This window comes from Pseudomonas sp. GW821-FHT02H09 (assembly GCF_059421425.1).
Map to the genome: position 1 here is coordinate 136,949 of NZ_JBWKVA010000015.1, position 21,866 is coordinate 158,814.

Here is a 21,866-nt window from a genome sequence, read left to right on the forward strand (position 1 = left end):
CAGGCAATGTGCTTAGGGAGCAGGTGAGCCCTATGCCGTTGTTTCCGGAAACTCCGCCAATGGAACGAATTTGTTGGTTCTGCCATCGAGCGCGACGATGGACCCTGTTTCGATGTCATAGACCCAACCATGCAGATTCAGCTTTTTCTGTTCCAGAGCCAATCTGACGCTGGGGTGGGTTTTCAGGTTGGAGAGCTGAGCGATAACATTTTCCCGAACCATTGAGCTGACACGTTCTTTGTCGGATGCGTGGGTACGGGTCGCGTTCATTACCTTCGCCGACTCCGCATAGCTCATCCAGGCCGCCACTGCCGGTAAATGATTCAATGATTTGCCACTGGAAACCGCCGTCATTGCTCCGCAATCCGAGTGACCGCAAATGACGATGTCATGGACCTCGAGTACCGCAACGGCATACTCGACAGAGGCGGTGACACCACCCGGTTGTGGACCATAGGATGGAACTATGTTCCCAGCGTTGCGTATAACGAATAGCTCTCCGGGCTCTTGCTGTGTGAGCAACTCCGGAATGACTCTACTATCGGAGCACGTGATAAATAACGTTTTTGGATTTTGGGTAGTGGCGAGATATTTGAAAAGGTCCGTTCGCTGCGGAAAAATTTCTTTTTGAAACTTGATGAAACCTTCGATGAGTTCTTTCATGTACAAGTTCCGGCGTTAAGTGTCTGGGTGAAATTGCGAAGACCAATGCTAGAGGTCTTGCTAAATATCGTCCAAGAATAAGAGGGAGCAATGATTTATTTATTATATGGGATAAGTCTAATGCTGCTGAGCTTTCATGCTATCTATGTAAGGCTGGAGGGTGAGTCGTGACTTCGTTCATCAATTACTGCAATAATTAGGCTTGGTTAACCTGAATTATTGACGGAAATTTTAAGCCGCTTTTTTTTTGCACTTATTTCGAGCAATGTTCCACTTTTTTCGCTCAAATAATCAGCAATGCGGGAGCGTAACCAACGCTCGCCTGGATCGTTGTCCAGCGTGGCAATCCATGACATGGATAGATCGAGGGGCGGGAGACTCATCGGAACGGGGTCCGCGCGTAGACCACCTTACATCGTCAAGAAGGGTGAGCCGCCGGTTAACTTGCAGAAATAGGCTGCACTTGCCGGCTGCTTGGAAAACATGATTTCCGGGCAGACGGCCCGAATTAAATAGCGCCGCTTACCTACTGGCCCGTTGTTCGCCTTAGCGTTAACTGACAACGTGACGCGCGATTCTGGACGTACTTAGAAATAGAAAAGCTCAGACACATTCCAGATATATAACTGCGGTTTGATGCATCAGTCCCCCTCCAAACAGAGAGAGTTGTTTTGTTCAGCACATTACAGACCGCGCTGAAGTCGGTGAGCCAGAGCGCGCGATTGATGGTAGGTGTACCCGATTACGACAATTATGTGGCCCAAATGGGTATCAACCATCCGGACCAGCCGGTAATGACGTATTCGGAACTCTTTCGCGAGCGTCAGAAAGCTCGCTACGGCAATGGAAAATGTACAACGCGCTGCTGCTGACCATTCATTCGGAGCGTTGAAGCAAAAAGTTGTTTCGCCACAAGATTCTGATGGCGATCGCTTTGAGCGAAAAAGTTTTTCACCAATCCTCCTCACAACAGTCACCGACGGTGTGACTGTAGCTGTCGTGCTGCCGATAGGGTGCCCAACTCCATACGGGTGGATTCCATCCGAAAGTAGCTCAACGGCCTTCATAATTTTTTCGATAGGCTCCTGGTTGCATGCCCACCGATTTGGCGAAAGCGCGAGAAAACGCGGAAATCGACTGGTAGCCCACAGCTGCACACACCGTCTCCACTGTCTGGTTGTTCTTCAGTAATTGACAGGCATGGCGAATTCGCAGCGCTAGTAGCACTTGCCCCGGCGACTGGCCTACCAGTTCGTTAAATTTTATGAAAAACGCCGAGCGAGAAAGCCCGGTACACGCCGCCATACTCTCTAAAGACCATGAGCGCGCTGGGTACTCAATTAATTGGTCCAGTAATGTGGCAAAGACCGGATGTCGAGCAAGGGCCACCAAGCCCCCTAGGTTATGATTTTCCATTACCTGTTGGCGTAACACATACAGAAATAGCAGATGGCTTAGACGCTCCAACAATGCAGAGGAGGGTGAGGCTTGCTGGCATTCATCCAGGATCAAATCGAACAGGGCGCGGGCAGCACTCAGCGACGGATCCCCAGCCCGTAGAATTATCCAGTCCGGCAACCCCTCGATGATCAGTGATGACAACCCGGACTTGAAGTAAAAGAAGCCGCATACCAGCCCCACACCGTCCACGGACTCGCTATCCAGCTTTGTCATTTCTCTGCGAGGTAGACGGTGGGCGGTATTAGCCTCTTCGGCACTGGACAACCGATAATTCTGATCACGCAACAAAAACACAGCATCTCCTGCATTCAGTTGCTGCGCCTGATTCTGTCCATTGATATGTAGCCAACAATTGCCTTGTACGACCAAATGAAAACTGGATCGTGCAGAGCCGTAGGTGCTGGCATGCCATCCTCCACAGTAACGGCCAACATGAAAGAGGTTGGCCTCTAGCTCAAGACTTTCTAATAACCAATCAATCAGCGGGCTGGACGAAATCATCTAATGAAAATACTCAGAGGCAGGTAAACGCTACTCAGGAGAGTGGTTGTAAATTCGTGTTGCCAACAGACTTGCCGGACATTCAATTCGCAGGAAAATATCTCATGGCACGTGTCACTCTCCACACATTGCAAACTGCACCTGAAGCAGCCAAACCTTTCTTGGAAAACGCCCAGAAAAACTCTGGTTTCATTCCAAATTTACTGGCTGTGTTGGCAAATGCTCCAGCGGCATTGGAAACGTACGTCACGGTATCTGCCCTCAATGGCAAAGCTGAGCTGAGCTTAGCTGAACGTGAAGTCGTGCAGCTGATTGCTGCGACCAATCACGGTTGTGATTTCTGCGTAGCGGGTCACACTGCGGTAGCGTTGAACAAGGCGAAGTTGTCTGATGAAGTGGTCGGCGCACTGCGCGGACAAACAGCCATACCGGAGGTGAAGCTTGAAGCCTTGGCAGCCTTTGCCCGCGAAGTAATCGCGACGCGCGGTAACGTCAGTGAACAAACCTACGACGCTTTCAAAACTGCGGGCTACACAGAGGGAAATGCCTTGGAAGTAATCCTTGGAGTGAGCCTGGCAACCCTGTGCAACTTTGCCAATGTTTTCGCTAAAACCCCTCTCAATCCGGAGCTTAGCCGTTACAGCTGGCAGTCGGATAAATAATCCAAAAGTTGGCAACTGGATCGTTTGTCTGGGCGGGTTAGCCCAATTGAAAGTCGCCCCAGTGGTCAATGCAGCAATTTCGCGTCGGTATCGGCGCGAATGTGCTGGTACCGCAATAGCCAATGAAAAAGCTCTTCAATAATTGGGTTTCAGGCTTGCTGTACCAGTGCCAGCCTTACGGAGAATCCTATGAGAAGAGTACCGAATAGCCATTGCTGAATGCGTTGCGCCAGCGCGCTTCGTTCCATCCAGCGGCCTACCCATGCGCTGGCGGTTGCAAAAATACTGTCGAACAGAAGCCCTGTAATTACGAGGACGATACCTAACACGGCAAATTGCTCCCATACGGAGGAGCGATTGGGGTCAATGAATTGTGGTAGCAATATTGAGCTGAACAGTAACGCTTTCGGATTGAGCAGATTAGTCAGAAGACCACGCCGGAAAGCTGCCTTCAAGGATGGCGATGCAACGGGATTCTCAACAGCTGTTGGTGAGCTTGCGCCACTGCTTTTAAACATTTGTAACCCTATCCAGAGTAGATAAGCAGCGCCTGCGTATTTAACGACATCAAATGTCCAGGGAAGAACTTTGAACATCGTTGCCAGCCCCAAGGCGGTCAATGTGACGTGGCAGGCACGCGCAAATGCCAAACCCAGTGCGGTTGCCAATGCAGCCGTTCTGCCTTGTTTTGCGCCGGTTTGCAGCAGCAGGATCATGTCCGGGCCGGGCATTAAAAAGATCATTAAAAGGGCTAAGAGATACAGCGCTTTATCTTCCATTCTGAAGCAGCTCAGTGAGTGGTGAGGGAGATAAATTCTAGGTCCAAGGGGGGAGGGCAGGTGGTTGCGTTTTGAACTCAATACTCGGGTTGTTTTGGCAGTTTATGCCGATGAAGTTTTATAAAAGGTTTGCCTATGCCAAATTTTCGAAATCCTCAAATAGAGCTCGATAGCGATGACAGAGGCATCCTAGCCGCCCTTCAACGAGACGGTCGACTGACTAACGTACAACTGGCAGAAGAGATCGGTCTCTCTCCCTCTACTTGTTTGCGGCGCGTGCGCAATCTGGAGGAGGCAGGAGTCATCCGCGGTTATCAGGCAACGCTCGATGCAGAGTCGGTGGGGTTGGGACTGACGGTGTTCGTTGGAGTAAAAGTCGAACGTCATCATGAGGTGGAGGCGGAAAAATTTCGAGTGACGGTTCTGGCGCTTCCAGAGGCTGAAGCTTCCTGGTGTCAGGGACAAAGCAGCCTTAGTAGCAGGTCATCGAAACTCCCGGCCCATAGGTGGCAAATTTTCCCAATCCAAATCGATACACTGCGCAGGCGTTTCAGCTAGGAGAGTGGTGAGGTCGAGCTTCACTCTTTCCGAATCTTGTTTGTGATTTTTGGGCGTAGAGGTATCAGGGTTGGGGCGGAAATTTCGCTACGCTCTGTAATTCGCTAGTATTCGCCTAGGATCGATTAGTCAAACGCCAAGCCGGATCAGATAATTTGGCTATGAAAAAATCCGCTAGCACATCCACTTTGGCTGGCCGGGTGCGAGCGGTCGGCGTCACAAAATACAGTCCTCCCTCCTGCATGCTCCACTCTGGCAGTACCACTTGAAGTCTTCCATCGCGTAGATATTCACTTGCGACAAACTCTGGAAGCTCAGCTATCGCAATTCCTGCAAGTACGGCAGGGATTAAGGCGTCCACATTTGTGACGCGCAGAGAGCCATTGGGGGAGACGCTGACCTCATCCCCTGATTTATTGAGTAAGCGCCAGACGTCACTCTGGGCTCGATAGGCATATCCCAAGCAATTTCGACCTACCAGATCATGAGGGTGTTTTGGGTGACCATGCTGTTCAAGGTATCTAGGAGACGCCACAAGATACCGAGCAACCCGGCTAATTCGTCGTGCTACTAGAGATGAGTCGGGTAATATTGCGATCCGCATCGCAGCATCAAAGCCTTCCCCAATGAGGTCGACTGACGCGTCGGACAAATGAAGATCGACTGACACTTCGGGATAAGCGAGAAGAAATTCCGGTAGAATCGGGGCAACCCAGCGGACGCCGTAAGTCATCGGTATCGCCAATCGCACGAGCCCTCTAGGTTGTGACGAAAGTTCGCGTGCAATACCCTCCGTCTCTTCCGCCTCTCGGTACAGGCGACTAGCGCTTTCCGCTATGCTGCGGCCAAATTCTGTGAGTGCGAGCTGTCGGGAGGTCCGATTTAAAAGACGGGCACCTAGCCTTTCTTCCAAGCGACCAACTCCTCGTGAAACCGTTGCGACGGAGACACCCATCACCCTCGCAGCAGCCGCAAAGGATCGCTCCTCAGCTACCTTTGCAAACATCGCTAATCCTTCAAAATCTGGCATCTTTGACATCGACATTTCTGCAATGATGGTTTGCAATCAATTCTATTTCGAAAGGCAGGGTTCGTCGATATTCTTTGGTCATGCGCTTTCTTGCGCCAACCTGAGGAACGTCAAATGTCACGCAAACTTGAAGGTAAAATCGCCATCGTCACCGGCGGTACCAGCGGCCTTGGATTGGCAACTGCCATTCGTTTCGCTAAGGAAGGTGCTCACGTTTACATCACTGGTCGGCGCAAACCTGAGCTTGATGCTGCTGTTTTGGCTGTCGGTAATGCAACCGGTGTTCAAGTCGACTCCTCCAAGCTGGATCAATTGGACGCGTTGTACGCCCAGGTGAAAGAACAACACGGTCGTGTTGACGTTCTGTTCGTGAACGCTGGCGGCGGTGAAATGAGAAATCTGAAAGATGTCACTGAAGAGCATTTCGACGACACCTTCGGCCGAAATACCAAGGGCGTACTTTTTACGGTCCAAAAGGCGCTGCCACTGCTGTCCAAGGGAGCTTCCGTGATTCTCACGGGCTCTACCGCGGGTAGTGTTGGCACCCCAGATTTCAGTGTTTACGCCGCTTCGAAAGCAGCTGTAAGGTCCTTCGCCCGTAACTGGATCCTCGACTTGAAAGGTCAGGACATTCGCGTGAACACTCTCAGCCCTGGTCCGATCAAGACACCAGGCCTCGTAGAATTGGCAGGCCCAGACGCGGCACAGCAGCAAGGTCTGCTGGATCACTTTGCTTCATTGATTCCAATGGGCCGCGTTGGCGATCCAGATGAAGTCGCAAAGGTAGCAGTATTCCTGGCCTCTGATGATTCCAGCTTCGTGAACGGCAGCGAAGTATTTGTCGACGGCGGCATCGCCCAAATTTGATCCGGAACGTATTGGGAAAGTGTGAGCTTTCCCATTACTGATCAATCTATTAACAACGGGATTGATTTGAAATGGACACCAAATTAGGTCACGGCAGCGGCTGAGAATTCAGAATGAATAACGAAGACCCGCCAGACAGTTACCACCATTACAACAGCGGCGGGTGTAGGCATTGGCCTCGCCGTCGCACGCATCAGCGTTGCGCTCAATCCTTGGCTCATTTTGGCTGTAATGATCATTGTGTGGCTGTATGTGGTGACCATTGCGTGGTCGGGTTGGCATTTTATTCTTGTGCAACGCGGACTACGTAAACAGTGGCAGACCAAGCTTTATAGATTTCTATCGGCAGACGATTACGATGCGATGGTAACGATACCGGTTGGGCGTTCTGAAACAGTATTCAAGCGGACTGCCATCTCGGGCGTCGGGGTTCTGGCCGCTTGGGTAGTCTGCGTTGTTGTGTTTGCTTTCCTTACGGCACCTACCTCACCGGATACGCCAAAGGCTGACCATCCTAGCGAGCGCCCAACGGGTAATGTCCTTGAGCCCGGAACACCCCAGGAGCGACGCCGGCCGACTGCGCCTTCAATCGAATATTTCCGAGACAACTGGGCTTGCCGGACGTATCCGGTCTCTACAATTGAGCGGTATGTACCGCGTCCGGAAGAAACCGGCCTAACATCTTGAGGTAGTCATGAAGGACGCACGCTTGCGACAACCCATCTATCCAGAGTACTCACAGGCGCTGGGCGAAGCGGTTTTCACCTTCAGCATACTAGAGTGGAATGCGGTCTGGATCTGCGAGCGAATTCAACCTGGCGCTCTATCAGAGCTCAACCCCAGGACTGCAGGTGCCATCTCCAAAAGGCTCATAGCACTCAGTCAATCACTTGATGACAGTGAAGGAAAAGCGCGCCTGTTTGATGGTGCATCCCGCTTTGCTGATCTAGTCGTGGATCGTAATAACCTTCTACATGGCAGGCCCGGAACTGACCAAGCTGACGGCATGGCAAGGCTATTCAGGGCAGGGCAGCCATGGACTGCCCAACAGATTCGCGAGGTTGCAGATAAGTTTTCCGAGTGCTCTATCATTCTGAATGACTGCTTCCACGGCTTTCTGAAAGAACTTTTTGAGACTGCCGACTAGACGTCAATCAGTGCGCGAGTGATCAACGGAAATCCTTTTACTCTCGATGTCGGGCGATCGCTGGGCCGCGCGCAAAGCAATTCCGCCGAACGACACGCTCGCATCCACATAGCGCAGCGCCGACTTCATGTCCTTCCAGCCCACATAACTCATCAAGCCCTTGATGTCCCAGCCGTTCGCAGAGGCCCAAGTCGCGAAGCCTCGCCGCATCGAGTGGCTGCTATATAGCTCCGCTGGCAATCCTGCCTCTTTGAAAATACGGCGCAGCACGGGGATCAGGCTATGCGGCTGCATGGCTTTGCCTGACAGATTGCCCCAGCGATCAATTCGCTGGAACACTGGGCCTTTCGCAATCCCGGCAACTGTAATCCAGTTAATGTAGGCCTCCACGGGGCAGAGCATGGCGAGCGCCGGCGTCTGGAACGTAGTTCCTTCATGCTGGCGGTCACCCTTGGTGTAGGGCAGGAAAAAGGTAATGCCTTCACCGATTATGGCTTGGGTGTCCTCCACCGTAAGCCTGGCCAACTCGTCGCCTCGAAAGCCACGCCAGAATCCAATCAAGATGATCGCCACCGAGCGACGGTGACGCACCAGCGATTTGTAATCTCCGCGTTCAAGGGCTACTGCAGCTTCCCTTTCCAGCCATGTGACCGCTTGTTCCAGATGCTTCAGCAGCAGTGGGGCGGCCTGCTTAACCTTTGCAGGGTGCACGACCCGGATGCCTTTGATCATCTGGCGAACGTCAGGCGTCTTGGTCGGATCAGGGAAGCCCTGAGTGATGTGCCATTGCGCAAGGGCTGCCAGACGCTGCTTCAGAGTGTTGATGGAGAGCTTGTCTGCGTACTCCGCCAGGTAGCGAACGACGCCCACGCCGGTCGTGGGCAGGTACCCGCCCCAAGTCACCTCGAAGTGCTCGATCGCCGCCCGGTAGCTTTTTCGGGTGTTCTCCCGGGTGCCGGCGCTGAGGTACCGATCTGCCTTTTCCATCGTACTTTGCCTTCAAAATCGGAGCGTTTGCGCCTGCATACGCCTCTTGGAGGTTTTCCGGGCGCCACAAAGAATCAAGAGGCTATAAAGCACTATTATGTGCTTCTAGTAAATCGAGATCAAACGGCGTAAAATTTCTATAAAGTGTTATGTATTTACATGACATGTAACACATTACGAAATCGTAGGAGTCCCTCCCCATGGCACGAGGCGGAATCAATAAAGCTGTTGTGCAAATAGCGCGTCAGGCGTTGCTAGCCAGGGGAGCCAATCCCAGCATCGACGCGGTGCGCGTCGAGCTCGGAAATACGGGCTCCAAGACAACGATTTCTCGATACTTGAAAGAGCTTGAACCCTCCAACCCAAAGCCTGTGGCATCACGTGAACGGATGGGCGACGCGCTCAACGGCATGGTGCAAACGCTGCTGGATCAGCTTATGGAGGAGAGCCAGGAAGTAATCTCCCAGGCGACCGCGGCTTTTGACCTGCAGCGGGCCGCGCTGGAAAACCAGGTCATCGTGCTCAAATCGGAGCTGGCTACCGCTCACCGTAATTCGGCCACCCAGCAGGCGGCGATAGAGACGCAGATCGCTGAATTTGCAACCACCCAGTCCTCACTCCAGGCTGAGCTGACCCGTAACGCAGGCCTCAGTCAGCGCTGCACCGACCTAGAGTCTCTAGTTGCTGAGAAGGACAAGCACATCCAATCGCTGGAGGAAAAGCACGTCCAGGCCCGTGGGGCGCTCCAGCACTATCGGGAAGCGGCGAAGGAACAGCGGGATCAGGATCAACGCAAGCACGAGTCTCAACTGCACGAGATGCAAGTTGAGCAGCGCAAGTTGCGGGAGACCATCGCCGTGAAACAGGACGATTTGACCCGACTGAATCGCGACAATGAACGCCTGCTCGGTGAAGCCAGACAGCAAACCAAAGCCCTGCATACTCAGGAAGCCTTGCTTCAGTCTCTTAACTCTCAAGTTGAGATACTACGCCAGGGTGAGGCCAAGTCCGCCGGGGTGGTCGAGCACCTCATGGGGCAGATCTCAGCTCTGCGTGAAGAAGTTAAGGGACTCCACCAGTCCGCCGCTGTAGCCGATTTGCGTGAGCAAGAAACCGCGGTGCTGCTGGCGACTGCACAGAAAGAGAATGAGCAACTGCGGCAGGCTAGGGTTGATGAGCCAGGCCTGGAGGAGGGTAGCAATGCCTCCTCAGGAGTAGAGGATAAGCAAATCGCCAGGCACGCCAAGCCTTCGAAACGACCTAGGAGTTGAAACATGGATCAGATCACAGGAAAACCACGTAGCCATGATGAAGGCACCTCAGGTTGGAAGTTCGCTCATCATCGTCTATCCCAACTGCTCTTAAAAAGGGTTGAGCCATTCGGCGCCCTGGCTCCGATTATGAAGCTGGATGCTGCCGGCACCAGATATCAATGGCCGTCCGCCCCATCGGCAGATAGAAAGGCCGTAAGAGCCTGAGAGAACATGCCCCTCTTATCAGTTTGAAAGGTGCCCCGGGCATCTAGCGACCTATAGTGCCGGAATGCATCCTCTGAGTAGGCACCAATACATAGAGACCGTCATGTCCTTTACTAAAGCGCATCAGGCAGCAATGGCGCAGCAGCGCAACAGGGGGCGATGCCTCCATCACGAAAATGGGGCCCGCTGCAACGCCATCATCTCTGCGCATTCCATCCAGAAGGGCGGCCAGCTCAGTCTGATCGAGGAACAGGGTCACGTTTACCGGTCTCCGCAGATCTCACCACGTTGAGAGCTACCGGGGGCAAGCCTCAACTGAAGAAAGCGGGGATCAATAAGGTTTCTACCTTCCGTGGCTGTGCAAGCACCACGACAACAGGCTGTTCGCGCCTATCGATGACAGGCCACTGACATTCGATCATGAACAGGTTGCCCTTTACGCCTACCGCAGCGTTTGTCGTGAGTACTTTGTCAAAGAGAATGCCGCACGCTCCCTGGCAGCTATGATCGACCACCCAGATTTGCCTGAAGCCAACCGCCTATTACTACAGGATGCTGCTCAAGGTCAGGCGTTTGGTTTTCAGCATCTCCACTGGCACAAAGTCATCTACGATGCGGCACTCGCCCAGCGGAATTTTGCTGAATTCCGATTCATTGTCTTTTGGTCAAGTTCCCCTTGCTCAATACAAGCCACAGGCCTGCTTTTCCCAGATTATGATTTTCTTGGGCGCAAGATCCAGGGTCTGGGGCCAGAGGCTGAAGCGCTCGATTTACTGACATTTTTTACGGCCCCCACTGATCAAGGGTGGGCGTATGTTTTCGCCTGGCACGAGTCAAGCGACCAGACCTGTCAGCTGGTGCGTCAGTCGCTACAAGAAGGCTCCCGTTGCGGTGCAAAGCTTGAAGATATGCTGCTGCGAATTTCATTGGCCTGTGAGAATCATGCTGTCCGTATCTCTTGGTGGGATGGATTGAACCCGTCGGCCCAGAGTGCAGGGCTTGCCGCATTGGCAGTGGGGACTGATCCAAGAGTAGGCGTACCATCTGACTACCTTGCCCGTGACTGTGAAGGGCTGGCCGATTGGACATTTGATTCTGTCCAAGACGGATCGAGCGGTTTACACACTTATAGATAGGACGTACATGCCTCTACGCCTAATCTGCGGAAGACTGGCACCTGCGGTTCTGTCTGAACTTGCCCAATGAGTCTGGACACTCGTCGGAAGAGATTAATTTCGAGACCACGTGTAGAGGCAATATGGCATCCTTGGCGCCATCTTTACCTATGTAATCGCGCCCCTGAATTTTTACGGAGTATCAACATGCAACGGACGCCTAACGAGCTCCTCAGCCGGCTATTTGAGTATGCAGAGGAAAGTCTCAAGGAGCTTGATCCGTCGCGTTTTCAGCTAACGAGCTCTGTTAATGACGTGTATCCACCGGCGGGCCTTCTAGGTCTCCCTGGGTTGCACTTTGATCTCCAATTCCCAGGCGACAATGTCTGGCTGCAGATCGAACGGCTCGAAGAATCACGTGCTCCAGCACCAGTTGATGGCGGCTACAGCTCCCTCATCAAAGTCAGTGACAATCCCGCCAAGCCACCAGCGCTCTCCGAGCAGGCACTCCTCCAGCTTATCCGCGAGCAGCAGGACAAAGATCCGGAGGGCGATATCGGCGCAGTGGAATCCGAGGTGCGCACGCAAGCTTCGGCTGCGCTTACGACATACCTTATCCAGTGGCACGAATGGGCTGAGCTTGAGAAGCCCCGCCGCAAGACCATCAGCCTCTATGGCGACATGTTTGCATTGATGCAGCAGATGGAGACGGGAAAATCTGCCCGGGAGTTGGTATGGGGCATCGGCGTCAGCGCTTGGACGCTAACAATCAACGATGCGCAGCAAGGATTCAATTATCCTTTGTTGACCCAGGCGCTCGACATCTCTTTGAACGAGGAGAGCATGGCGGTCGAAGTCCGCCCGCGCGCTACAGAGTCGATGATCGAGTTCGATGCTCTGATTAATGCCAATATCCCTGGCGCCAGCGAGTGCGAAAGAGCTATTCGAGATCACCTGGGCAGGCATGCCGACTCCACTTTGAACCCATTCTTGCCATCGACCTTTGCTGATGTGCTCAAGCTCTCGGCCAGAAGCCTCGACAGCAGAGGCAAATATCTGGAGGTGATGGGAGACGGCGCCCAGGGCTTCCCGGAACCAGGTGACACGCTGCAGGTAAGCGATGCATGGGTCGTGTTTGCGCGCCCCAAACCCAGCAACTGGTTGATCAACGACCTTCGCAAGATCCGGGAGAAACTTAAGGACTGTCTCGAGCTGCCTGCGGGCCCGCTTGCGTTGGTGACCCCGGCATCGACGATTGCAATCGATTACCAGCACGTCAACTTCCGCGGGCTGTCCAGCCGAAGCATGGATGGGTCGAGGGCTGAGCCCAAGGAACTGTATTTCCCCCTCCCATACAACGACGAGCAGGTCACTATCGTTCAACGTCTGGAGCACGCACCAGGCGTGGCGGTTCAGGGCCCTCCCGGTACCGGCAAAACCCATACGATCGCCAACATCATCTGCCACTACCTGGCGACTGGCAAACGTGTGCTTGTCACCTCTCGTGGCGAGCAGGCCCTGAAGGTACTCCAGTCGAAAATACCGTCTGAGGTTCGGCCACTGACGGTTGCGCTGCTGACCAGTGACCGCGAGGGGATCCGGCAATTCCAAGGCTCGATTGAGGCTATCCAACACCAAGTTTCGCAAATCAATCCATCACTTGCTCGGGGGGAGATTGATCGCCTGCACCAGTCCATTGATCTTGCTCATACTGAGCTGGTGAGGCTTGATCGCCGCGTCAATGAGATTGCCCTGAATCAGCTTTCCGATATCCAGGTAGGCGATGCCAAGTATCGTGCGGAAGAGCTTGCTGAGCTTCTGATGAAGGGCGGCGACCAATACGCCTGGTTTGACGACGAACTTTCATTGTCTCCCGAACACTCTCTGCCTTTCGACGATGAGTTCGGTAGGAGCTTAAAACAGGCCCGCCGCGACCTCGGGCATGACCTTGTCTACGTCAACTCCAGTCTGCCTGAGGTGGAGCAATTACCGGCAGCGGCGGATATCGGGAAGCTCCATGGCTCACTCCGCCAGCTAAAGTCGCTCGAATATGCCTTGGGTCAGGGTGATCTCATGCCCCTGAAATCCGACAGTGAAGCCGTTGTCGCTGCCGCCAGGAAGCTGGATCTGGAACTGGATCAATGCGAAGAAAAGCTTGTGGTGTTGCACGACGGCGGGGACTGCGAAGTTCCTTGGTCGATGGAGCTGCGCCACAAAGCAGCAGGTGAACGCTACGACAGTGAGATTTCAGTCCTTGTAGGCATGCTTCCAGCCGCGCAGGCGTTAATGCAACGGCGCAAGGTCATGCTGGAAAATTTTGTTGAATTCCCAGAGGAAGCCTTGGATTGCGAGAAAACGTCCGAGGCCGTGGATAGAGCTACCGAAACAGGAAAGCCGTTTGGTCTGATGAGCTTCGGAGCATCCCAAGCCAAGACACATATCAGCCATGTCCGGATCAATGGCTCAGCTCCGAAGTCTGCCGAGCACTGGAAGACCGTCCAGGACTACCTGAATCTTTACGCGGACGTGCGATCCTTCACTGCGCGTTGGAACCCGCTGGCCGAGACCCTAGGGATCCCGCGACTTCAAGCGGGAATGGCCCATCTGCGGCAACTGGAGCTAACCGTTAGTACAGTTCAGGCGGCTCTTGAGCTCACATCACGGTACGTCGACAAGGTACAGCCGCTCTGCGAGGAGGTCTTCGCAGACGCGCCGGATAACATGCATCGGCTGACAATCGCCGAGATTCGTGGCCTGCGGGATCACCTCACTCAGAACCTTGCGCGATTAGATCTCAGTATGGCGGGCGCCTCGCTCGCGATTCTGCAGGCCAAAGTCGCGGGCGAGGGCCCTATCGCCTGCCGACTTCGTACATTCGTTCTGGAGTGCCTGGGCAGCCCGGATCAGGATACGCATCGGATCGTATCCCAGTATGTCGATCTGCTGACAGAACTGCAGCGGATCAGAGAACTCGGTGGCCTCCTGAATAATGTCAGGGAGGGCGCGCATCGAGTGATGAAAGCTGGAGCGGAAAAGCTCTCCGAACGATTGTTGACTGTCCCCGTTGAGAACGGTGCTGAAGACCTGGCTTTCCCAAGTAGTTGGAAGGAGGCGTGGCAGCATGCGCAGATACGCTCTCACCTGCAAAGCATCGAAGCGCGTCATGAACTCGTCGAGCTAAACGGCAAGCGAGTAAAACTCGAGGCTGGCCTGGCGCGTATGTATCGGGAAGTGGTGAGCCGAGCGGCTTGGCTGTCCACTAAGGCCAATGCCAGCCCGATGGTACTGCAAGCGTTAGCCGGCTACTCGACGGCGATACGCAAGATAGGGCAGGGGACAGGGCCGAACGCGGAGCGTTATCGCCGCGATGCTCAACAGTGCATGCAGGATGCTGCCGGCGCCGTGCCATGCTGGATCATGAGTCACGCCAAGATTTCAGAGTCCATGCCGGCGGAAATAGGCGCCTTCGACTTGGTGATTGTGGATGAGGCGAGCCAGTCAGATTTATGGGCTTTGCCGGCTATCGTTAGGGCCAAAAAGGTACTGGTAGTAGGGGATGACAAGCAGGTTTCTCCCGATGGCGGTTTCAAATCCGGCAAGAGGATCGGCGAGCTCCGTAACCGGTTCCTGAATGACCAGCCCTATGGCGCCGACATGACGCCGGATAAATCTCTTTACGATTTGGCATCGCGAGTCTTCGCAGGCCACATGGTTATGCTGCGTGAGCATTTCCGCTGCGTCCCTCCCATAATTTCCTATTCCAACCAGTTCTACGGCGGCGCGATCCAGCCCCTTCGAATCCCTCGACCATCCGAGCGCCTCGATCCACCGCTTGTGGATATCTACGTCAAAGAAGGAGTGCGGAACAAGAAGGGCTGCAACAAGCTTGAGGCCGAAGCCATCGTTGAAGAAATCCAGGCACTTATCAAGGACGACAAGTATGCGGGTCGCTCGATTGGCGTGGTGACGCTGCTAGGGGGCATGGAACAAGCCAAATTCATCGATTCGCTAGTACGTGAACGATGCCCGGCCGTGGAGCTCCATGCTCGCGAATTTGCGTGTGGTGACGCCAGCACCTTCCAGGGAAGCGAGCGCGACATCATCTTCATTTCCATGGTCGCAGATCCAGAGAACTGCCATCCGCTTTCAGGCAATGCTGCTGAACAGCGGTTCAACGTAGCCGCTAGCCGTGCGCGTGACAGGATGTACCTGATTCGCTCGGTCACTCTTGATCATCTCTCCCAGAAAGATGTTCGTCGTACACTCCTCGAGTACTTCAGCAAACCGCTAACTGAGCAGGAGGTCGATCAGGATGGCCTCATCAAGCTGTGCGAGTCTGGGTTTGAGCAGCAGGTATTCAGCAGATTGGTTGAGCGGGGATACCGCGTCATCCCGCAGGTGAAGAGTGGGGCATTCAGGCTCGACATGGTCGTAGAAGGCGCCAACGATAATCGTCTGGCCATCGAGTGTGATGGGGACGCTTTCCATGGCCCCGATCGCTGGGAGGCAGACATGAATCGCCAACGTATCCTCGAGCGTGCAGGCTGGACGTTCTGGCGGTGCTTTGCTTCGTCCTGGAGCATGCATAAGGAGGAAATCTTCGGAGAACTTCTGCAGCGCCTAGCTGAGCTTGGGATCGAACCGACCAATGCCTTGGAAAAGCTCCCGGCTGTAGTAGAGCTACGGGATTGGTCATCCGCGGTTAGCACATCCATGGATGAAGATGACGAGGACATCGGCGAGTTGGCGGCACTACCGACTGCCGGTGAGGAGCAGCAAACACTTCCGATCTAAAGAGTTAACTGACCGCGCGTAGGATCAACTTACGCGCGGTAGTCCCAAGCAGGCTGCGTCGACGGAGCAGCTGGCGATGAAGTTAACGCGTCGTGGTCGGCGAGAGCAAAATATTTCGACTAATGATGAACGTCAACTCTGCCTGTTTGACCTCAAAGGGGTGTAGAGTTTTTCGCCGTGACGCCGCGAAAAGCTTCAGAGTGGATAGGGTTGGGTGGGGATGAGTCCGGGTTGATTATGAAGGTCACCAGGGGAGGGAAGTGCCGCAACCGGGCGGGCGGATCGCGTTGAAAGCCGTCTTGGGTATCTAGCGACCAACTTCGGAGTAATTAAAACATAAGACGACTGCACCATTCGTTACTGTCAAACACAGCAGTGGAAACGCAACGCCACCGCTATTCGATAGTAATTGGTTTTCTTCTAGACTAGATGAGTTGAGTTGATATTCATGCCATCCAGCCTGACTTGAAACTTATGATAACGCTTTTTGGAGTCAATAATCACATCCTGCATACGTTTTCTTGCCGAATAATTTATTCTTTCTGCTTTAGTGGCGGACTTTATCGCGAGCGCGTCTAACAATTTTGAAGGTGTGAAGTCTATCTGAGGGTGTTTAGGAAGGTTTTGGAGCCAACTGATCACGGTATGTGCAGTAACCTCACAGCCAGTTGCTGTACGCTGAAACGCTAACTCGTTAGGTGGATAAGATGTTTCAGCATTAAAACCGACTGCGTCACAGTAGCGCTCATAATATCTCCCAAAGCTTTCAGGGAGATAGTGAATGACCTGTCCCTCAGGCGTATCAATTTTCCAGGAAAATCCGCCATCAGAAAGCCGGGTGACATCATTTAAGTATAGATGCGGTCTGAGAATATTGAAAGCGCGTACATCAACCTTTAGATAAAGCGCGCACACAAACACAAAAAGCTTTCTCGCATGCGCACTGCGATTAGAGCTAAGCTCAAATAAATAATTCAAATAGCTTTCAATAATTACTTGAATTTCACCGTTTGTTAGTTATTTATTTTCTGTAGAGGGCTGTTTGTAAGGCAATATCGCGCGCAAGGTCACATTTGGCAAAACATCCCTGATAACTCTATTTAATGTACGGCATAGAAGCCGTCTACTGTGATACATATTATGAGGTGGATGAAATGGACGCCAGGATTTGTTGAAGCATGTGCTGTTAGCGGTAGCGTTGAATCGGCAGCATGAACGTTTCGCAACCCAATGCTTGGGCGGGGATAAATAAAATAATTCAAAGTCGACAAGATCGAAGTCGGTCAGATGCAGTAACGGTATTTTGCGAATGTAAAAGCACCACAACAACAACTTCTCCAACATGGACTTGTGACTTCTAACGAAGCCTATAGATCGATATCTAATCCCCGAAAGAAAACGGCAAGCGGCCTGAAGGCTTTCCACCGAATTCAAATTTTTATCGAGTACTTCAACGCTTGCTAGGATCAGTAGAGATTCAGCACTCGAGTTACTAGGCTGCAATTCATCATAACTACAAATTGTCCTTGGCCGCGCGTGTTATTTTTCCCATTTTTTAGAGAATGTTCGAAACTCTTCCATTTTATTACTCAACAGCTTTCGCAATTGTTTGTCGATTTCGGCATGCCCACCCGACTGTATTAGTTATCATAGATTCCAGTTAATAGCAGCGAGTGGGTAAATCGCCTAGCTTCGTTGGGTTATAAATGAGCGCTAAGCATCTGATGCGGTTGGTATTCCAGTAAACCTTCAGATGTAGTCCAGTTAATCAACAGCCTTTACACCAGGGGGCGGGAACAAAGGAAAAGGAACTGAAGGCCCAACCATGGATGAGTCCTATACAAAACCCTTGGCCGTTCTGAACTTGGATGGAGGCATCATCGCCTAAACAAACGAATTTCGTCGAATCCGACCAAGACAGTTTGCCTGAAGAATTATGCTGGAGATGCCAATTCTTCGTGGGAAGAATAGAATGATGTAATGCCGACAGCAAGGATCACACGTAAGAGCTGTTGGTCTTAGAGCGGTGATAGGAATTCTGGTTTTCAACTCTGAAGAATCGACACTCAGATCCGGGGGGAACCTCGAAAGCCTAGGAAGTAGGGAGCAGATGCTATTGATTTCGTTGGATTCTGGTAATTGCGGGCAAAGTCCGATTTATAGGTAAATGGGACACATGGAGGGAAGTTCCGCGCAGACACATTATTTAACATAATATACATTATGCGTACCTATGGATTCTCCTTGTGGGGCTCTGCTCGATGCTTTTCACCAGGTGATCAGGCTGGCCAGGCCGAATTTCTCGCATGCGAGAAAAACGCCGTTACGAACATGACGATGGCCGCTGTGCTTCTGCCGCTGCATCGATACGGATTTTGGCGCGTGCAACAACGGCCATCGCTTGGACAATATAAGCAGCGTCACCGGTGTCGTAAGCATCAGCCAAAAAGACAGCTACGGTCTCTGAATCAATCAGCGAGTCCGCAGGATCATAATCATGAATCGGCTCTGTCATTTGATCACCAGGGGAAAATATGAACCCAACATCAAGCTCTGAAAATAGACGCTGGATTGTCACCTGCCAAGACGCTGATGATGGAACTAGCGACCTGATCATACCTTTGCCTGACGATCTTCTGGCGGCCATCGGGTTGACCAGCAGTGACAAGCTGGACATGGAAAAACAACCTGACGGCACGATAACCCTGACGCCAGTTCGTTCTTAGGATTCATTAAGCCATTCAAAGACAACGGTCTACATGATCCCAGAGGAGAAAACCGTGAGTGAACAAAAGAAGCACGATGCCGAAACCTTGATCAACGTATTGATAGACCTGTATCTGGTATGTGGCGATATGGATGCTGATGTAGAGGTTTTGGATTAGATAATGGCTGCTATTCACGGAGAGCCTTTGCCGCATGAATCGCTGATTGCCCTACGAAAAATTAGCGATGAAAGCTGAGAATTTGGCACCCTGCCCTAATGTCATAGCATGTAAAGTTATAACTCAACTAAATGACTGTTTAGTTGAGCTAGTTCAAAGCGCTCCACGATCAGGAAGATCAGCTGTTACGCATACCCTCCTTTTACAGTCATGCTGACCCATTGCTGCGCGTGGTACCAAGCCAATGGCCGCATGAGCATCGACGAGGTCATCAACCATTACAACGGACTAGTACTGAAGATGCTCCGCCGTAACCCTCCTCCATACCGTCAGTTAAAACCGGCCGCGAATCGCCCTCGCAGGTATTCGACAAAAACGGTTACGGCCCTCGGCACATGTGTGGAATAAGGACGCACCAGATAAATGTCCTCAGGGAAGGCGCCTACTATTTTCCACGTTGGCAGCACCTGCACCAATGTTCCGCTCTTCAGCCCAGCCTGAGCGCTGAAATCGGGCAAAAGCGCGATACCCAGATCCGTCAAAGCTGCATCACGCAACGCTTCGCTATATTTGTCCATCGAGCGAAACCGGCACCAAGAAAATCATCTACCAGAAAAACGACCGCTGATTCGCCTCACATCAGGCAATAGGACTCACGGTCTTCAGCGACGATCTCGCGCTTGGCGTTGTACAACCGGGCCTCGGGGGTGAAGGCTATCGAGCGGCCCTCGAGCACATAGCGTTGGCCAGCTTCGAAATGATCGTAGTTGATGGTCAGGTAGCATACGCGTTCGGAGGGGCCGTCCATCATGCTCGAGCCCCCGGAACCGGGTACTTCGAAGTCGAAGCGGACGATCAACTCATGGTTTCCGGGCGCGACCTCAAAAAAACGCCCGTCAACCAAGCGCTGCTTGTCCAGGCGCTCGGCCATCAGCAGTCTGTCGTTGGGGAATGGCGTAGAGAAGTCGACCCAGGCCATCTGAGGATTCGCCGCCGGCATGGGGGTCTGACAACCAGCAACAACACTGGCGGCGAGTAACAGCATCAACGTGCGCATGATGAATGTCCCAAGGATTATGCATTCAGCATAACGCCGATCAGGTACGTTGGCAGCTAGCTGGTGTGCCTTGGCCAATGACTTTTCGCTGTTGATCGTAGAGTTTCGCCCAGGGCCGAAAACCGATGTTCCCCGCTTTGGCGATGCTGTAACGAAGTTAACTTCTCAACTGCTCAGCGCAGCGCCGATGCAGATACTGCAGGCGAAGCAAATACCCCCAAACGCCCAGTAAGTTGCTACGCAAAATCTGATCCGGTTTAACGTCTGCTCCACGTCCGGATTTCAATCTCAGAGGGGCATTTTTCGCTCGCCGGAACATAGGCGATTTTTTCAACAGAATCGACCGTCTCCAGTCGTTCACTTTGGCTAGTCAACCTGGATCGGTTCGATCTGCACGATCTCCACTGGTCGAGGCAGCATTGATCTGTAGATGCTATTTGTCTATATTTGAGTCTATGGATTGGTGATGAGGTATTGGACATGACAGTAATCCCCCAAGCACAAGGATTTACCAAGAGCCAGTGTGTTACTGGTCTGCGAGCAGCTGTAGGCATACTCGAAAAATGGGGTGCGTCCAGCGATCAGGCCTGCCGTATCCTGCGCATTTCTCGCAGCACGTACACACGCGCCAAGCAGCGCGATCCCGGCTGGTCCGTGGGCCTGGATTCAGACCAGATGCAGCGCATCAGTTTTGTTCTCAATATCCACGCCGCTCTGCGCCTCGTCTTTGATAACCCGGAAAACGTCTATGGTTTCCCGACGATGGCGAACGAAAACGAGTTTTTCAACGGGCGTACCCCGCTCGATATTATGTCTCAGGGGGATATGATTTCTCTGTACGAGACGTTTCGGCGGATTGACGTGCTACGAGGCGCGCAATGGTGATGGTGAGCCAGCTGGCAGAGCTGGCCGGTGAGCCGTTGCAGGCCTACCGCCTGGTCAATTCGAAGTTTCCGCCTATTTCATTGTTTGATGACGTAGCGGACGCGGACGAGTTTGAGGTTCTGTATCAAATACAGGCTTTCACTAATCCGAGGCTGCAAAATGAGGTTGGACACCTTGAGTTGATTCCGCGAGGGGAGATCCCGTTCGGTATTCCTGGATGCTCTTACGCGACAGCGCCTTTTACCCACGTCAACCCGGCTGGTTCGCGATTCAGCGATGGTAGCTTTGGTGTGTTGTACCTGGCTGGCTCAATGGAAACGGCGCTGGCAGAGGTGCAGCATCACCAGAGTCTGTATTGGTCGAAAGTCCAGAGCCTCAACTATGAGCGGTTTGTTTTCCGGGGGTTATCCTGCTCCTTCGTGGACATAGCGATGAAGGATGCCGCATCCATCCCGATGACTGATCCTATCTACGCTCCTGACGATTACACGCATTCCCATCGCTTGGGGAAGGCTGTCAAGGATGCAGGGTGTCCCGGTCTTCGTTACAACTCCGTGCGTACGCCTGGCAACTACTGCTGGGCGCTGATGACCCCGAGACCAGTCTCATCAATTATTCAAACAGCCCATTACGAGATGATCTGGAGCGGTCAGATCACCAGCGTCAATAAAATCAGCGAAGCCTGACCGCGTTTTTGGGGGCGATATCAATTCAACGATGGGCTAGCGCCAGCTCAGGCCGAGAAAAACTTGTCGATTCCTCGTAGCGGTATTCAATGAAAAACCCGGCCTTATCAGCCGGGTTTTTTATGAGCGCGATTTGAGCGTTGCAGCGACTTCAGGATTGAACCCGGTGTCGACAATCAACAGCAGCGAGTCTGTCCATTGCCGCCTCCGTAACGGGCTTCCTGACGTTCGCGGAAGAACGCCTCGTAGCTCATCACCGGCTTGTCCGGGTGTTTGGTTTGCATATGCTCGACGTAGGTGTCGTAGTCGGG

The 21,866-nt window shown here is 52.8% G+C and carries 20 protein-coding genes and 3 pseudogenes; 11 read left to right on the forward strand and 12 right to left on the reverse strand.

All coding sequences use genetic code 11. From position 1 onward, the window contains the following. Positions 1–30: 30 nt before the first annotated feature. Positions 31–663, reverse strand: coding sequence for a carbonic anhydrase (locus AC07VR_RS20360; protein ID WP_495012342.1), 633 nt, complete (start codon positions 661–663; stop codon positions 31–33). Positions 664–869: 206 nt separating this feature from the next. Continuing rightward, positions 870–1,019: a hypothetical protein gene (locus AC07VR_RS20365; RefSeq protein WP_495012343.1), complete on the reverse strand. Its 150-nt coding sequence runs from the start codon at positions 1,017–1,019 to the stop codon at positions 870–872. Positions 1,020–1,334: 315 nt separating this feature from the next. On the opposite strand from AC07VR_RS20365, the gene AC07VR_RS20370 reads away from it, so the two are divergent. Beyond that, entirely contained in the window at positions 1,335–1,535 is a 201-nt protein-coding gene (locus AC07VR_RS20370) for a YbdD/YjiX family protein (protein ID WP_495012344.1), read from the forward strand. A gap of 181 nt (positions 1,536–1,716) precedes the next feature. Here the strand turns inward: AC07VR_RS20370 and AC07VR_RS20375 are convergent, their stop codons facing one another. Continuing rightward, on the reverse strand, positions 1,717–2,625 hold the full coding sequence (locus tag AC07VR_RS20375; protein WP_495012345.1) for a cupin domain-containing protein: 909 nt from the start codon (positions 2,623–2,625) through the stop codon (positions 1,717–1,719). A 104-nt stretch (positions 2,626–2,729) separates the two neighbouring features. On the opposite strand from AC07VR_RS20375, the gene AC07VR_RS20380 reads away from it, so the two are divergent. Continuing rightward, a complete protein-coding gene (locus AC07VR_RS20380; RefSeq protein WP_495012346.1) occupies positions 2,730–3,287 on the forward strand; it encodes a carboxymuconolactone decarboxylase family protein in 558 nt (185 codons plus the stop codon). Between the two features lie 149 nt (positions 3,288–3,436). On the opposite strand, the gene AC07VR_RS20385 is transcribed toward AC07VR_RS20380, so the two are convergent. Then, a complete protein-coding gene (locus tag AC07VR_RS20385; RefSeq protein ID WP_495012347.1) occupies positions 3,437–4,066 on the reverse strand; it encodes a LysE family translocator in 630 nt (209 codons plus the stop codon). 159 nt (positions 4,067–4,225) lie between these two features. Here AC07VR_RS20385 and AC07VR_RS20390 point away from each other — a divergent pair. After that, a pseudogene (locus AC07VR_RS20390) lies at positions 4,226–4,504 on the forward strand (Lrp/AsnC family transcriptional regulator); the annotation flags it as partial. A gap of 235 nt (positions 4,505–4,739) precedes the next feature. Here the strand turns inward: AC07VR_RS20390 and AC07VR_RS20395 are convergent. Continuing rightward, positions 4,740–5,663 (reverse strand): LysR family transcriptional regulator, encoded by a 924-nt coding sequence (locus AC07VR_RS20395; RefSeq protein WP_495012360.1) that lies wholly within the window; start codon positions 5,661–5,663, stop codon positions 4,740–4,742. Positions 5,664–5,768: 105 nt separating this feature from the next. Between AC07VR_RS20395 and AC07VR_RS20400 the strand changes: the two genes are divergently transcribed. Together AC07VR_RS20400 and AC07VR_RS20405 are read left to right on the forward strand one after the other, a co-directional pair. After that, positions 5,769–6,521 carry an SDR family NAD(P)-dependent oxidoreductase gene (locus AC07VR_RS20400; RefSeq protein WP_495012348.1) on the forward strand — a complete coding sequence of 251 codons (753 nt, stop codon included), beginning with the start codon at positions 5,769–5,771 and terminating at the stop codon, positions 6,519–6,521. 694 nt (positions 6,522–7,215) lie between these two features. After that, entirely contained in the window at positions 7,216–7,668 is a 453-nt protein-coding gene (locus AC07VR_RS20405; protein WP_495012349.1) for a hypothetical protein, read from the forward strand. Between the two features lie 3 nt (positions 7,669–7,671). On the opposite strand, the gene AC07VR_RS20410 is transcribed toward AC07VR_RS20405, so the two are convergent. After that, on the reverse strand, positions 7,672–8,655 hold the full coding sequence (locus AC07VR_RS20410) for a tyrosine-type recombinase/integrase (protein ID WP_495012350.1): 984 nt from the start codon (positions 8,653–8,655) through the stop codon (positions 7,672–7,674). Between the two features lie 200 nt (positions 8,656–8,855). Between AC07VR_RS20410 and AC07VR_RS20415 the strand changes: the two genes are divergently transcribed. The 4 genes from AC07VR_RS20415 to AC07VR_RS20430 all read left to right on the forward strand — a co-directional run bounded on the left by AC07VR_RS20415 (position 8,856) and on the right by AC07VR_RS20430 (position 16,042). After that, a complete protein-coding gene (locus tag AC07VR_RS20415) occupies positions 8,856–9,926 on the forward strand; it encodes a DNA-binding protein (RefSeq protein WP_495012351.1) in 1,071 nt (356 codons plus the stop codon). 3 nt (positions 9,927–9,929) lie between these two features. Beyond that, positions 9,930–10,133: a hypothetical protein gene (locus AC07VR_RS20420; protein WP_495012352.1), complete on the forward strand. Its 204-nt coding sequence runs from the start codon at positions 9,930–9,932 to the stop codon at positions 10,131–10,133. Between the two features lie 503 nt (positions 10,134–10,636). Next, positions 10,637–11,269: a hypothetical protein gene (locus AC07VR_RS20425; RefSeq protein WP_495012353.1), complete on the forward strand. Its 633-nt coding sequence runs from the start codon at positions 10,637–10,639 to the stop codon at positions 11,267–11,269. A 186-nt stretch (positions 11,270–11,455) separates the two neighbouring features. Continuing rightward, positions 11,456–16,042: a PDDEXK-like endonuclease domain-containing protein gene (locus AC07VR_RS20430; RefSeq protein ID WP_495012354.1), complete on the forward strand. Its 4,587-nt coding sequence runs from the start codon at positions 11,456–11,458 to the stop codon at positions 16,040–16,042. Positions 16,043–16,462: 420 nt separating this feature from the next. On the opposite strand, the gene AC07VR_RS20435 is transcribed toward AC07VR_RS20430, so the two are convergent. The 5 genes and pseudogenes from AC07VR_RS20435 to AC07VR_RS20455 all read right to left on the reverse strand — a co-directional run. After that, entirely contained in the window at positions 16,463–17,020 is a 558-nt protein-coding gene (locus AC07VR_RS20435) for a hypothetical protein (RefSeq protein ID WP_495012355.1), read from the reverse strand. 1,345 nt (positions 17,021–18,365) lie between these two features. Next, a complete protein-coding gene (locus AC07VR_RS20440) occupies positions 18,366–18,719 on the reverse strand; it encodes a helix-turn-helix domain-containing protein (protein WP_495012356.1) in 354 nt (117 codons plus the stop codon). A gap of 537 nt (positions 18,720–19,256) precedes the next feature. Next, positions 19,257–19,493 (reverse strand): annotated as a pseudogene (locus tag AC07VR_RS20445) (LysR substrate-binding domain-containing protein); the annotation flags it as partial. Positions 19,494–19,561: 68 nt separating this feature from the next. Further along, positions 19,562–19,984, reverse strand: a complete 423-nt coding sequence (locus AC07VR_RS20450) for a PA0061/PA0062 family lipoprotein (protein WP_494991576.1) — start codon at positions 19,982–19,984, stop codon at positions 19,562–19,564. A gap of 40 nt (positions 19,985–20,024) precedes the next feature. Beyond that, positions 20,025–20,138 (reverse strand): annotated as a pseudogene (locus tag AC07VR_RS20455) (PA0061/PA0062 family lipoprotein); the annotation flags it as partial. Between the two features lie 326 nt (positions 20,139–20,464). Here AC07VR_RS20455 and AC07VR_RS20460 point away from each other — a divergent pair. Beyond that, complete coding sequence (locus tag AC07VR_RS20460) at positions 20,465–20,869, forward strand: antitoxin Xre-like helix-turn-helix domain-containing protein (protein ID WP_495012357.1); 405 nt, start codon at positions 20,465–20,467, stop codon at positions 20,867–20,869. Further along, the gene (locus tag AC07VR_RS20465; RefSeq protein ID WP_495012358.1) at positions 20,863–21,555 is read left to right on the forward strand and encodes an RES family NAD+ phosphorylase; all 693 of its coding nucleotides are present in this window, start codon (positions 20,863–20,865) and stop codon (positions 21,553–21,555) included. Before AC07VR_RS20460 ends, AC07VR_RS20465 begins: the two co-directional genes overlap by 7 nt. Before the next feature lie 176 nt (positions 21,556–21,731). Here the strand turns inward: AC07VR_RS20465 and AC07VR_RS20470 are convergent. Beyond that, on the reverse strand, positions 21,732–21,866 hold a 135-nt coding region (locus tag AC07VR_RS20470; protein ID WP_495012361.1), incomplete at its 5' end, for a YbdD/YjiX family protein.

What these genes read in the sequence shown, in the direction of transcription:
- AC07VR_RS20360 (WP_495012342.1), bottom strand. Translation starts at nt 663, where the DNA reads ATGAAAGAACTCATCGAAGGTTTCATCAAGTTTCAAAAAGAAATTTTT.
- AC07VR_RS20365 (WP_495012343.1), bottom strand. Translation starts at nt 1,019, where the DNA reads ATGTCATGGATTGCCACGCTGGACAACGATCCAGGCGAGCGTTGGTTA.
- AC07VR_RS20375 (WP_495012345.1), bottom strand. Translation starts at nt 2,625, where the DNA reads ATGATTTCGTCCAGCCCGCTGATTGATTGGTTATTAGAAAGTCTTGAG.
- AC07VR_RS20380 (WP_495012346.1), top strand. Translation starts at nt 2,730, where the DNA reads ATGGCACGTGTCACTCTCCACACATTGCAAACTGCACCTGAAGCAGCC.
- AC07VR_RS20385 (WP_495012347.1), bottom strand. Translation starts at nt 4,066, where the DNA reads ATGGAAGATAAAGCGCTGTATCTCTTAGCCCTTTTAATGATCTTTTTA.
- AC07VR_RS20395 (WP_495012360.1), bottom strand. Translation starts at nt 5,663, where the DNA reads ATGTCAAAGATGCCAGATTTTGAAGGATTAGCGATGTTTGCAAAGGTA.
- AC07VR_RS20400 (WP_495012348.1), top strand. Translation starts at nt 5,769, where the DNA reads ATGTCACGCAAACTTGAAGGTAAAATCGCCATCGTCACCGGCGGTACC.
- AC07VR_RS20405 (WP_495012349.1), top strand. Translation starts at nt 7,216, where the DNA reads ATGAAGGACGCACGCTTGCGACAACCCATCTATCCAGAGTACTCACAG.
- AC07VR_RS20410 (WP_495012350.1), bottom strand. Translation starts at nt 8,655, where the DNA reads ATGGAAAAGGCAGATCGGTACCTCAGCGCCGGCACCCGGGAGAACACC.
- AC07VR_RS20415 (WP_495012351.1), top strand. Translation starts at nt 8,856, where the DNA reads ATGGCACGAGGCGGAATCAATAAAGCTGTTGTGCAAATAGCGCGTCAG.
- AC07VR_RS20420 (WP_495012352.1), top strand. Translation starts at nt 9,930, where the DNA reads ATGGATCAGATCACAGGAAAACCACGTAGCCATGATGAAGGCACCTCA.
- AC07VR_RS20425 (WP_495012353.1), top strand. Translation starts at nt 10,637, where the DNA reads ATGATCGACCACCCAGATTTGCCTGAAGCCAACCGCCTATTACTACAG.
- AC07VR_RS20430 (WP_495012354.1), top strand. Translation starts at nt 11,456, where the DNA reads ATGCAACGGACGCCTAACGAGCTCCTCAGCCGGCTATTTGAGTATGCA.
- AC07VR_RS20440 (WP_495012356.1), bottom strand. Translation starts at nt 18,719, where the DNA reads ATGTCCAGCTTGTCACTGCTGGTCAACCCGATGGCCGCCAGAAGATCG.
- AC07VR_RS20450 (WP_494991576.1), bottom strand. Translation starts at nt 19,984, where the DNA reads ATGCGCACGTTGATGCTGTTACTCGCCGCCAGTGTTGTTGCTGGTTGT.
- AC07VR_RS20460 (WP_495012357.1), top strand. Translation starts at nt 20,465, where the DNA reads ATGACAGTAATCCCCCAAGCACAAGGATTTACCAAGAGCCAGTGTGTT.
- AC07VR_RS20465 (WP_495012358.1), top strand. Translation starts at nt 20,863, where the DNA reads ATGGTGATGGTGAGCCAGCTGGCAGAGCTGGCCGGTGAGCCGTTGCAG.